Here is a 12171-nt window from a genome sequence, read left to right as displayed (position 1 = left end):
GGTCAGGTGCGGGGGTTACTCCCTTGGACAGTGGTTGGACATCAGAAGATCGCCGGCTCGCCGCTGGCTTCGCCGAAGCCGGTCTCGAGGAAATCGAAGTCGCAGCCCTTGTCGGCCTGGAGGATGTGTTGCGCGAACATCCAGCCATAGCCGCGACCGAAGCGCGGTGGCGGTGGTGGCAAGGCCTCGCGGCGTGCCGCCAGTTCGGCATCGCTGACCAGCAGCTCGATGCTGCGTTGGTCCACGTCGACGCGGATCAGGTCGCCGTTGCGCACCAGGGCCAGGGTGCCACCTACGTAACTTTCCGGTGCAACATGCAGGATGCACGCCCCATAACTGGTCCCGCTCATGCGCGAATCGGAGATCCGCAGCATGTCGCGCACGCCCTGCTTCACCAGCTTGCCGGGGATCGGCAGCATGCCCCACTCCGGCATGCCCGGGCCGCCTTGCGGGCCGGCGTTGCGCAGGATCAGCACATGGTCGGCAGTGACCTCGAAGTCATCGCTGTCGATCACCGCCTTCAGCGCCGGGTAGTCGTCGAAGACGATGGCCGGCCCGGTGTGCCGGAGCAGACGCGATTCCATGGCGCACGGCTTGATCACGCAACCGGCGCTGGCCAGGTTGCCCTTGAGCACCGCCAGGGCGCCCTCCGCGTAGATCGGGTTGTCCAGCGGCCGGATCACATCGTCGTTGTACACCTCGGCCTCGGCGATGTTCTGCCCGAGGGTACGACCATTGACGGTCATCTCGTCGAGGGACAGGTACTTGCCGATCACCCGCATCAGCGCCGGCAGGCCGCCCGCGTAGAAGAAGTCCTCCATCAGGTACTGGCTGCCACTGGGGCGCACGTTGGCGATCACCGGCACATAGCGGCTCACCGCATCGAGGTCGTCGAGGGTCAGGTCATGCCCTGCCCTGCGCGCCATGGCAACCAGGTGGATCACCGCATTGGTCGAGCACCCCATGGCCATGGCCACGGCGATCGCGTTGTCGTAGGCGCCGCGGGTCTGCACCCGGGCCGGCACCAGGTCCTCCCAGACCATCTCCACCGCGCGGCGCCCGGCTTCGGCACACATGCGGATATGGTTGACGTCTGCGGCGGGAATCGATGACGCCCCCGGCAAGGTCATGCCGATGGCCTCGGCGATGGCGGTCATGGTCGAGGCGGTGCCCATGGTCATGCAGTGGCCATGACTGCGGGCAATGCCGCCCTCGATGTCCTGCCAGTCCTTGTCGCTGATCATGCCGGCGCGGCGCTCGTCCCAGTATTTCCAGGCATCCGAACCCGAGCCGAGAATCTTACCTTTCCAGTTGCCACGCAACATCGGCCCGGCAGGCACGTAGATCGCCGGCAGCCCGGCGCTGGTGGCGCCCATCAGCAGGCCGGGCGTGGTCTTGTCGCAACCGCCCATCAGCACCACCCCATCCACCGGGTGGGAGCGCAGCAGTTCCTCCGCTTCCATGGCCAGCATGTTGCGGTAGAGCATGGTGGTGGGTTTGACGAAGTTCTCCGACAGCGACAGCGCCGGCAATTCCACCGGGAAGCCGCCGGCCTGGAGAATGCCGCGCTTGACGTCATCGACCCGGGTCTTGAAGTGGGCATGGCACGGGTTGATGTCCGACCAGGTGTTGAGAATCGCGATCACGGGTTTCCCCGCCCAGTCGGCCGGGGCATAGCCCATCTGCATGATCCGGGAGCGGTGGCCGAAGCCGCGCAGGTTGTCAGGTGCGAACCAGCGCGCGCTTCTCAGGTCTTCGGCTTTCTTCTTGTTCATGGTGTTCATCCGTCAGGCGTTGGGCATCACGTCGGGTTGTTGAATCCATAGAGCGCGGCCGGGTTGTCCACCAGGATCCGGGCGAACAGGGTGTCGTCCTCCAGCCAGCGGGCCAGGCGCTGCAGGGCTGCGCCGTCGTCGATCTCACGGAACATCGAGACCGGCCCGCGGGTGATGTCACCGACGCCACCCAGCGGATGCGGCCAGTTCGAGCCCCACAGCAGACGCTGCGGTGCCACCGTCACCAGGCCACGCAGCAACGGCGCGACTTCGTCCAGGGACGGCTGCTCCGAAACCAGGTAAGGCGCCGAGACCTTCACATGGCAGTGGCCGCCATCGAGCAGGCCGACCAGCACCTTGAAGCCCTCGCTCTTGACCCCGGCGCTGGCATGCACCCCGGCGAAGTGGTCGAGCACCAGGGGCACGTCCAGTTGCCGCAGCTCACGACGCAGGGCCTGGATCACCTCGATGGGCGCGAACACCTGGATGTGCCAGCCGAACTGCACCGCCACCTCGTTGGCATGCTTGAGCACCCGCAGCGCGGCAGCGGCATCCGCCGCCGCCGCGGCCAGGTTCAGGCGGATACCGCGGATACCGGAACGGGCCAGGGTTTCCAGGTCGCCGAGGGAGGTCTGCGGGTCGATCACCGCCACGCCCCGGGCGCCCTCGCCGAGACGAGCGATGGCGTCCAGGGTGCAGCGGTTGTCGCTGCCGTACACGCTCGGCTGCACCACCACCACCCGTTCCAGGCCGAGGATGCGCTGGTGCGCCATCAGGTCCTCGACCAGCGCTGGCGCCGGGGTGTAGGGCCGCGACGACGAATACGGAAAACGCTCGGTGGGGCCGAACACATGGACATGGCAGTCGCAGGCACCGGGCGGAATGGTGATCTCGGGGCGCTGGTGCACGACCCGGAGAATGCTGACGCGGGTATCGTCTGAAGAGTGCTCGGCCATTAGGGTTGTCCTGTTGATGGCTAGGGAAGTTGCGCCTGTTCTACCTGCTGCAGCAGGCGCATCGCCGGCAGTACGGAACGCGCCGGCACCTGCGGCTCGCGTCCTTCGCGCAACGCCGCGACGAAGTCCTGGGTGACCTGGGCGTTGTTGTCCTGTTCGCTGTCCACCTCCAGCAGTTGCGTACCCTGCCTGAGGGTGCCGGCGAGGATGTCCAGGCGATAGGAATCGCGATCGGTGACGACGAAGATGTCGAAGATCCGTTCCGGCGAGTTGTACGACCCGGTGCAGACCAGGGCCTGGCGTTGTTCGGTGTGCATCAGCAGCGCCAGCTCCATGGGAATGCCGGTGACCGGGTCGACGGCCGGCAGCGAAGCGTTCAGCGTCGCCACCTGCGCGGCAGTCGGATCACCCTTGCCGGCCAGCCACAGCGCGACATCCACCAGGTGCGCGCCGTGATGCCAAAGCAGGTTGTCGGTCCAGCAGCGCTTGAGCCCAGTGGAGCCGATGTTTTCCCGGCGGTGGAGGAACAGCCGCGAGTGCACCTGGAGCAGGGTTTCCGCACCGGATTGCAGGCGCTCCAGCAACTGCCGGTGTTCGCGGCGAAAGCGCATCGGGTGCACCACGCCCACCGTCAGGCCACATCGCGCGGCGGTGTCGACGATGCGTTCGCAGTCTTCCAGGTTCAGCGCCAGGGGGATTTCCACCAGCACGTGCTTGCCCTGCTCCAGGGCGGCCAGGGCCATTTCCGCGTGGCTCTGGCTGGGGCCGGCGACAATGACGATGTCGATTTCCGACGAGCGCAGCGCTTCGCGGTAATCCACGTACCAGTGGCGGTAGCCGTATTCACGGGCAAAGGCTTCGGTGGCAGCCGGCTCGCGGCCGACCAGGCTGTGCAGCACGCAGTCGGCATCGCGCAGGCTCTGCGAATGCCAGGTGCCCATCATGCCGTGGCCGATCATGCAGATATTCAATGTGTGCTCCTTGAGTGCGAGGTGGCGGGTTGGGACCGCGTTGCGGCCCTTCGCGAGCCAACACCCACAGTCGACGGTTTGCGTGGAACCGTCCGGGAACCGGCTTGGCGAAGGGCTGCAACGCGGCCCCGTACACTCAGCCCCGGATCGCCGCCATGGTCTCGGCGAAGGTTTCGAGCAACTGGTCGGCCTGGGCCTGTTTGAAGCACAGCAATGGCCGGATCTTCAGCGAGTTTTCGCCCACGCCGGTGGTACTGATCAGCACCTTGCGCTCGCGCAGGCCGCTGACCACCTTGCTGGTCATAGCAGCGTCGGGGGCCTTGCTCTCGGGATCGGTGACGAACTCCACGGCGTGATAGAGACCGGCGCCGCGCACATCGCCGATCTGCGGGTATTCCCGGGCGATGGTCTTGAAGCCGTCGAGCAGGTAGTTGCCCAGGTCATGGCAGTTCTGCTGCAGGCCCTCGTCGCGGATCACGTCGAGCACCGCCTGGGCCGCCGAGATGCACACGGCGTTGCCGCCGAAGGTATTGAAGTAGCGCACCTTGGGCCCGAAGTCGGCGAGCAGTTCGGGCTTGACCGCCACACCCGCGATCGGCAGGCCGTTGCCCATGGGCTTGCCCATGACCACCATGTCCGGCTGGATACCATGGCGCTGGTAGCCCCAGAAGTTCAGGCCAGTGCGGGCAAAGCCCGGCTGGACCTCGTCGGCGATGTACAGGCCGCCGTGCTTGTGCACCACCTCGATGGCCTTCTTCAGCATGCCGGCAGTGCCCGGCAGCAGGCCGTCGGTGGAGAAAATGCTGTCGGCGATGAAGCCGGCGAAGCGGATCCCGTGGCGCTGCATGTCGGCAATCGCCGCCTCGATATCCGCCGCCAGGCGCTCACCCACATCCACGCCCTCGCCGGCATGGTAGGCATCCGGTGCGCGCACGGTACGCACGTGCTGGTCCACCGGCACGTACTTGCCCATGGTGGTGGAAATGGCGGCGACCGTGGTGGTGATGCCGTGGTAGGCGAAGTCGGTGACGATGATACCGGTGCCACCGGTATGGAACTTGGCGATGCGCAGAGCCAGGTCGACCGCCTCGGAGCCGGTGCAGGTGTACATCACGCTGCCGATGCCACCGCCGAAGGTCTCCACCAGTTGCTCGGAGTAGTTGAGGATCTTCTCGTCCATGTAGCGGGTATGGGTGTTGAGGGTCGCCAACTGGCGTGACACGGCCTCGACCACACGCGGGTGGCAATGCCCCACCGACGGAACGTTGTTGTAGCAGTCCAGGTACTGCTCGCCGTTCGGGCCGTACATATAGGCACCCTCGGCACGCACGAACTCCACCGGGTGCTGGTACATCAGCTTGTAGCAAGGGCCCAGCAGGCGCTGGCGGCGCTGGACAAGGGCTTGCTCGTGGGCGCTCAGGTTGGGCAGCAGGGCCAGGTCGAAGCCGTTTTGCATGCCGGCAGTGGCGGAATAGTTCTCAGACATCTCAACCTCCAGAAAATCGATTGTTGTAGGGCCTTGGCGGCCTGGTATCCGGGTGTCACGAAACGGTGTCGGCGGGTGGCTTCAGGCGCGCCATTCGATGGCCCGGGCGCTGAGCCCGCGCTCGCCGAACAGGGCGCTTTCGACCTGCTCGCGGGACAGGCCGCGCAGTTGCTCGAACTGGGTCCAGGTGCGCGGGGTGTTGCGCAGGATGTAGTCGCGGTTTTCCGGGAAGCGGCTGGCACGCCACTCGGTCAGGGTCAGGCGCTGGGCCATGCGCACCATGAGCAGGTCGTGGAAGATCTCCAACTCGTCATCGGTCAGCGGCGTGACCGACTGGTAGCCATCGACGAACGCCCGCGGCGCGTCCAGCAATTGCTCGCCATCGCCCAGGGCATAGGCCACCGCCACCACCACATCGATGACCAGCGCGGTGCGCACCATGTCGCCGAAATCGAGGATCGCCGCCACGCGGGAGGGATCCTGCGGATCGACCAGGGCGTTGTCGGAGTTCAGGTCGTTGTGCACCACCTGCCGGCGCAAGCCGGAAAGGACCGGCTTGGCATGCTCCACGTACCGCGCCAGGGCCTCCTCGACCCAGGCCCGGTGCAGCGGCTCGAAAACATCGAACATCGGACGCAAGCGCTCGACGTGCTGGATGTCCCACAGCAGCATGTGATCGGCCGAAGGGTGCTCAAAATCGCGCAGGGCCACGCCCAGGCGGGCCAGCTCGACACCGAGGTTGAACTGCTGCTCGGGCGAGACCGGGGCGTGGCGTAGCAAGGTGCCTTCCAGGTAGCTGACCATACGCACGATGCGGGTCTGCCCGTCGAACTCCAGGGCCAGTTCGCTCTGGCCGCCCAGCGCCCGGATGACCCGCTGCACGTGCAGGCCGGGATCGCGCTGCTCGACATGCAGCAAGGCCTCGCTCTGGAAATTGGCCAGCAGGCGGTCTTCCGCCGGGTGGGCGATCTTTAGCACGAAGGCGCCCTCGGCAGCCTGCAGGTGGAAGTTGTGGTCGCGCTCGCTGATCAGGCGCTTGACCGCCCCGGCCTCGACCCCGAACCAGGTGGCGGCGATCTGCCTGGCCTGCTCGCAGCTGATCTCCCCCGCTTCGGTGGTCAGGCTGGCATGGCTGTCGCCTGGCTTGTGTTCATTGCTCATAAGAGGAAATCCTCGCCTTCGAAATACTAATATATTAGTTGCCAGAAAAAAAAACAAGCACCTCAACGGACACGATGGCCCAGTTCCCGCAAAGACTGCTCGCCCTCCTGGGCCAGGCCTTCGATAAACAGCCCGCGCTGATCCTTCACCAGGTGTTCGAGCGACTCGAAGATGCTGTTCACATGCAAGGTCATCAGGCGTTCGGCGCCCTCCTCGTCATGCGCCCGGATCGCCCGGTACATCTGCCGATGCTCGTCGATCACCTCGTCGAAATGTTCCTGCACCGGAAACGCCAGGCGCCGCACCCGATCCAGCGGGCCCATGGCACCCTGCATCACCTGCCACAGGTGCGCATACCCCGCGCACTCGCAGATCAGCCGGTGGAAGGCCTCGTCCAAGGCGTAGAACTCGTTGCACTCCATGCGCTCGTAGGCTTTTTGCTTGCGCAGGAACAGGGTTTCGAACTCATCCTCGTAACGCGGCTTGAAGAACCTCGCGGCCAATCGTACGCAGCGGGTTTCCAGGGTCTCGCGCACCAGTTGGCCTTCCAGCACGTCGCGCAAGCGGATCGCGCTGACATAGGTCCCGGCGTTGGGCCGCACCACCAGCATCTGCTCGCCGACCAGACGCAGGATCGCTTCGCGAACCGGTGTCCGCGAAACACCCAGTGCCTCGCAGATGTCCTTTTCGCCGAGCACGTCGCCCGGGGTGTACTGCAACCCGACGATGGCCGAGCGCAGCAGTTGATAGACCTGGGCCGCTTTCGGCCGCCCCTGGTCGATCATGTCCTGATGAAAGATGCCTCGCATACCCTGCCCCGCTCCGCACGCCGTTGCGCCCGATCAGTGCAGTATCTGGCTCAGGAACTGCCGTGCCCGCTCGCTCTTCGGCGCCTTGAAGAACTCGTCCGGCGCTGCCTGTTCGACGATCTGCCCGCGGTCCATGAAGATCACCCGGTCCGCCGCCTGGCGGGCGAAACCCATCTCGTGGGTCACGCACAACAGGGTGATGCCGCTTTCGGCCAGGCCCAGGACCACGTCGAGCACTTCCTTGACCATTTCCGGGTCGAGCGCCGAGGTCGGCTCGTCGAGCAGCATGATCTGCGGGTTCATGCACAGCGCCCGGGCAATCGCCACCCGCTGCTGCTGGCCACCGGACAACTGGCTTGGGTAATGCCCGGCCTTGGCCGCCATGCCGACCCGTTCCAGCAAGGCCTGGGCCTGCTCACGGGCCTGGGCCTTGTTCTTTTTCAGCACGCGCATGGGCGCCAGCATGCAGTTCTCCAGGGCGGTGAGATGGGGAAACAGGTGGAAGCCCTGAAACACCATGCCGGTTTCCTTGCGCACCGTGTCCACGCCGCTGCCGTTGGTGCCGATCTCGGTGCCGTTCACGATCAGCTTGCCGGCCTGGTATTCCTCCAGGCCGTTGATGCAGCGGATCAGGGTCGATTTGCCGCTGCCGGACGGCCCGCAGACCACGATGCGCTCGCCCTTGCGCACCTCGAGATCGATGCCGTTGAGTACGGCGAAATCGGCGTACCACTTCTTCAGGTCACGCATCACCACCACGGGTTGTCCGGTCGCGGCCTGCGCTGCGGGCGCGCTGCCCGTTCCGACCTGTTGTTCTGCGCCCATGCTTCGCGCCTCCGCTTGCTTGTTCAGGTTGTTGTCGATGGGGAGTGATCGCATCATCGCGCGGCCCTCAATGAGTAATGTGTCGGGTGATACGGTTGCTGATCCAGCCACACAGCCGGCGAATGCTCTCCACCAGGCTCAGGTACAGCACCGCCGCCCACAGGTAGACCTGGAAATCGAAGGAGCGCGAGAACGCCAGGCTGGTCATGCCCATCAGCTCGGGCACGGCAATGACGCTGGCAATGGCCGAGGACTTGAGCATCAGGATCAGCTCGTTGCTCAGCGGACGCAGGGCCACGACGAAGGCCTGGGGCACGATCACGTCCTTGATCCCGGACAGTCGCGACAGGCCCAGGGCATGCGCCACTTCCCACTGCCCCTGGGGCACCGCCTGGACCGCACCTCGCCAGATCTCGGCCTGATAGGCTGCGGTATTGAGGGTGAAGGTCAGCACGGTGCACCAGTAGGCATCGCGGAAGAACCACCAGACACCCAACTCCTGCAGTTCGGGGCGCAACTGGCCGGCGCCGTAGTAGACCAGGAAGGTCTGGGCCAGCAGCGGCGTGCCGCGGAACAGGTAGGTGTAGCAGAACGCCAGGCGCCGCAACCAGCCGATCCGGCTCATCCGCGCCGCCGCCAGCGGCAGCGACAGCAGCGCGCCGAGGGCCACCGAGAGCAGGACGATCTTCAGGGTCATGCCCAGGCCGGCGAGCATGCGCGGGCCGTAGGTCGAAAGCAGTTCCAGTTCCATGCTCAGCTCCGCACGTAGAATCGGTTGGCGCGCTTCTCCATCAGGTGCAGCACCTGGCCGGAGACGATGGAGAACAGCAGGTAGATGCTGCAGGCCACGGCATAGAAGAAGAACGGTTCCTTGGTGTTGCTCACCGCCAGGTAGGTCTGGCGCATCAGGTCGGTCAGGGCGATCACCGAGAGCAGCGAGGTCTCCTTGAGCAGCACCAACCAGAGGTTGCCCAGGCCCGGCAAGGCGATGCGCCAGAGCTGCGGTGCGGTGACGAAGCGGAACATGTCGACCCGCGACAGCCCCAGGGCGAATGCCGCCTCACGCTGCCCCTTGGCGATGGCGCGGATGGCGGTCAGGAACACCTCGCTGGAAAAGGCGCCGAACACCAGCCCCAGGGCCAGCATCCCGGCGAAGAAGCCGTTGACCTGGAAAGGCTTGAAGCCCATGGCCTCGGAGGCTTCCTTGACCAGCAACTGGACGCCGTAATAGATGATGAAGATGGTCAGCAGCTCCGGCAGACCGCGGAATACGGTGACGAACACCGTGGCTGCACGGCTGGGAAAACGGCGCTTGCTGTCCATGCACAGCGCCAGGGTCAGGCCCAGCGCCAGGCCCAGGGGCAAGGTGGCCAGGGCCAGTTGCAGGGTCAGGATGGCGCCGGACAGCAAGGCCGCACCCCAGCCTTCGGGTGAAAAGGAAAGCAACTGCAGGTATTCGCTCATGATCAGGCCCTCCCCCGTGCTCGGCGCACGGGGCTATCAGTGGGTTGAGAGACGCGTCGGGGGCGCGTTCTTAATAGATAGCGAAAGGGAAGTACTTCTGGTTGATGCGCTGGTAGGTGCCATCGGCCAGCAGGGCCTTGATCGCCGTATCCAGCTCGCCACGCAAGGCCTGATCCTCCTTGCGCACGCCGATACCCTTGCCGACCCCGAAGTACTTGTCGTCGCGCACTTCCTGGCCGACGAAGTCACAGCACGCACCCAGGCTGGTCTGCAGCCAGGGATAGAGGATCGCCGAGTCGGAGAACACCGCATCGAGACGGCCGTTGGCCAGGTCCATCGCAGCATCGTCGACGGTCTTGTAGACCTTGATCTCGGAGTCCTTGTAGAAGTCCTCCAGATAGCTGCCCTGGGTGGTGGAGCCCTGCACGCCGATGACCTTGCCGGCCATGCCGGCGACCGAGGTATCGCTGATGCCGGCGCTCTTCTCGGCGATGAAGCGGGCCGGAGTGGCGTAATACTTGTCGGTGAAATCGATCTTCTGCTTGCGCTCCTCGGTGATCGCCATGGAGGCGACGACGGCATCGTATTTGCCGGACATCAGCCCGGGGATCATGCCGTCCCAGCCTTGGGAAACGATCTCGCAACGGGCCTGGATGCGCTCGCAGAGAGCCTTGGCGATATCCACGTCGAAGCCGGTCAACTGACCGTTTTCAAGGTAACTGAAAGGAGGATAAGTGCCCTCGGTGGCGATACGCAGCGACTTCTGCTCCGCGTGCGCACCGGCACCGAAAAGAAGGGTCAGGACCACAGCCGCACAGGCGAGGTATTTCGAGCTATTCATTGTTGGTTTTCCTCGAATTCCGGTATTCCTGCATACCAATATATTGGTATGCGAATGACGATAACAGGATTTGGCAGCTTATCAAGGGTGTTTCAGGTTTCTTTTTTGGAATGGGGAACAGCAGTTTTATGCCGTGACAGGGCCCTCTGAATACGCTCCTGGAACAAGACATGACGCTTTGATTTACGCGGACCTTGTGCGGGTTTACCCGCGATAGCGGTAGTGAGCCCACCTTCGTAATCGCGGATAAACCCGCCGACAGTGTCCGCTTCGTCCTTTAGCACCTTTCTGCACGAGCCAACAGCCAGGTCTCGATGACACGCGCCAGTTCCGCAGGCGCCTCACGCATCGGATAGTGACCGACCGCCGGCAGAATCTCCAGCCGGGCCGTCGGCAACCAGCGCATCAGCGTGTCGTTCATCGAGGCCACGGTGCACCCCGGGTCGCGTTCGCCCACCAATACCAGCGTGGGCACCCTCGCCCCCTTCACTGCCTCGGCGAAATCATCACCGCTCCAGGACTCAAGGTACCGGCTCATCGCTTCCACCCAGGTCGTGCGCAGGCTCAGTTGCAGCATGCCGCGCAGCCATTCCTCGTCCTGGCAATGCCCGACGTTGGCCGAGATCAGCAACTGACGCGCCAGCGGCTCGTGCAAGGCGTCACCCAGCAAGGCCCTGCGCTCCGGGGAAAGCGTCGCGCCACTGGCCGGTACCGAGGCCAGCAGCACCACCGACACCAGCCGCTCGGCAGCATGGGCCTGCAGCCATTGCGCTGCCATGCCTGCCATGGAATGGCCGACCACGCTGAAGCGCGACCAGTCCAGCAGGTCGGCCAGGGCCAGCATATCCCGGGCGATCTGCTCCACGGTGAATGGCCCTGGCGCCTCGCGCCGCGCGCCGTAGCCGCGACAATCCATGAAGGCATAGGTGAAACGCTCAGGGTCGAGCCAGCCGTGCAACGGATCGAACAGCGCGGCACCGGCCATCCAGCCGTGCACCACGATCACCTTGTGCGGCCCGTGGCCGACTTGGTGCAAGGTCTCCAGCAGGCTCATCAGTACTGGCTCCCGAACGGCTGTCCCGTTCCGGCCAGATCGCCAAGTCCGCTGCGCACCTGTTTCAGGGCAGCGCCGGCGGCGTTGGTCAACATGCGCACGTCATTGGCCAGGGTGACCATATCGAAGCCCCACTGCAGCGCCCGCAGCGCATAGGCCGGCGAACCGCAATGCAGCGCAGCCTTGATGCCATGGGCATGGGCGGTGGCGAGAATATGCTGGATGGCCTCGAGGATTTCCGGCTCCTCGCGGTCGAAGCCGGTGGGATAACGCATGCCGGTCAGGCCGATGGTCAGGTCCGCCGGGCCGATGTACAGCCCGTCCAGACCCGGGGTCGCAGCGATTTCGGCGAGGTTGTCCAGCGCCTCGCGGGTCTCGATCATGGCGAAGCAGAGCATGTTGTCATCGGCTTCGCGGCCATAGTCGGCGCCGGCGGAAATGCTTGCCCGGGTCGGCCCGAAACTGCGCACACCGGCCGGCGGATAGCGCATGTAGGAGACCAGCCGCGCCGCCTGTTCCGCCGTGTTGATCATCGGGCAGACCACCCCGTAGGCCCCGGCATCCAGGGCTTTCATGATGCTCGCCGGCTCCAGCCAGGGCACCCGCACCATGGGCGTCACGCCACTGGCGCGCAAGGCCTGGAGCATGCCGACGGCAGTCTGGTAGTCCACCACGCCGTGCTGCAGGTCGATGGTCAGCGCGTCATAGCCCTGCTCGGCCATCAGCTCGCTGACGAACGCACAGGGAATCGACAGGAAACCGTTGACCACCGGCTGACCGTCGCGCCAGAGCGCCTTGATCTTGTTGGGCTGCATAGTCGTATCTCCCG

At 65.0% G+C, this 12171-nt stretch carries 12 protein-coding genes; all 12 read right to left on the bottom strand.

Annotated features, from left to right (window positions below):
* Positions 1–41: 41 nt before the first annotated feature.
* The 12 genes from araD to ACNFHO_RS01040 all read right to left on the bottom strand — a co-directional run bounded on the left by araD (position 42) and on the right by ACNFHO_RS01040 (position 12157).
* Entirely contained in the window at positions 42–1775 is a 1734-nt protein-coding gene (gene araD, locus ACNFHO_RS01095) for an L-arabinonate dehydratase (RefSeq protein ID WP_313854570.1), read from the bottom strand.
* Between the two features lie 26 nt (positions 1776–1801).
* The gene (locus tag ACNFHO_RS01090; RefSeq protein ID WP_019098965.1) at positions 1802–2731 is read right to left on the bottom strand and encodes an amidohydrolase family protein; all 930 of its coding nucleotides are present in this window, start codon (positions 2729–2731) and stop codon (positions 1802–1804) included.
* A 20-nt stretch (positions 2732–2751) separates the two neighbouring features.
* Positions 2752–3702 carry a Gfo/Idh/MocA family protein gene (locus ACNFHO_RS01085; RefSeq protein WP_157223004.1) on the bottom strand — a complete coding sequence of 317 codons (951 nt, stop codon included), beginning with the start codon at positions 3700–3702 and terminating at the stop codon, positions 2752–2754.
* Between the two features lie 136 nt (positions 3703–3838).
* The gene (locus ACNFHO_RS01080) at positions 3839–5188 is read right to left on the bottom strand and encodes an aspartate aminotransferase family protein (protein ID WP_019098967.1); all 1350 of its coding nucleotides are present in this window, start codon (positions 5186–5188) and stop codon (positions 3839–3841) included.
* A gap of 81 nt (positions 5189–5269) precedes the next feature.
* The gene (locus tag ACNFHO_RS01075; RefSeq protein ID WP_019098968.1) at positions 5270–6349 is read right to left on the bottom strand and encodes a phosphotransferase; all 1080 of its coding nucleotides are present in this window, start codon (positions 6347–6349) and stop codon (positions 5270–5272) included.
* A gap of 62 nt (positions 6350–6411) precedes the next feature.
* Positions 6412–7158, bottom strand: coding sequence for a GntR family transcriptional regulator (locus ACNFHO_RS01070; protein ID WP_019098969.1), 747 nt, complete (start codon positions 7156–7158; stop codon positions 6412–6414).
* 33 nt (positions 7159–7191) lie between these two features.
* The gene (locus ACNFHO_RS01065) at positions 7192–7983 is read right to left on the bottom strand and encodes an amino acid ABC transporter ATP-binding protein (RefSeq protein ID WP_050547877.1); all 792 of its coding nucleotides are present in this window, start codon (positions 7981–7983) and stop codon (positions 7192–7194) included.
* A gap of 67 nt (positions 7984–8050) precedes the next feature.
* Entirely contained in the window at positions 8051–8734 is a 684-nt protein-coding gene (locus tag ACNFHO_RS01060; RefSeq protein ID WP_019098971.1) for an ABC transporter permease, read from the bottom strand.
* A 2-nt stretch (positions 8735–8736) separates the two neighbouring features.
* Complete coding sequence (locus tag ACNFHO_RS01055) at positions 8737–9447, bottom strand: ABC transporter permease (RefSeq protein ID WP_019098972.1); 711 nt, start codon at positions 9445–9447, stop codon at positions 8737–8739.
* A gap of 70 nt (positions 9448–9517) precedes the next feature.
* Positions 9518–10288, bottom strand: coding sequence for a lysine/arginine/ornithine ABC transporter substrate-binding protein (locus ACNFHO_RS01050; RefSeq protein ID WP_019098973.1), 771 nt, complete (start codon positions 10286–10288; stop codon positions 9518–9520).
* Between the two features lie 277 nt (positions 10289–10565).
* Positions 10566–11342 (bottom strand): alpha/beta fold hydrolase, encoded by a 777-nt coding sequence (locus tag ACNFHO_RS01045; protein WP_416764837.1) that lies wholly within the window; start codon positions 11340–11342, stop codon positions 10566–10568.
* Entirely contained in the window at positions 11342–12157 is an 816-nt protein-coding gene (locus tag ACNFHO_RS01040) for an HpcH/HpaI aldolase family protein (RefSeq protein ID WP_019098975.1), read from the bottom strand. The genes ACNFHO_RS01045 and ACNFHO_RS01040 overlap by 1 nt, the downstream gene beginning before the upstream one ends.
* Positions 12158–12171: the final 14 nt, after the last annotated feature.

Source organism: Pseudomonas sp. NY15374 (genome assembly GCF_048068255.1).
Taxonomy (GTDB): domain Bacteria; phylum Pseudomonadota; class Gammaproteobacteria; order Pseudomonadales; family Pseudomonadaceae; genus Aquipseudomonas; species Aquipseudomonas machongensis.
This window is presented reverse-complemented; position numbering and strand designations above follow the sequence as displayed.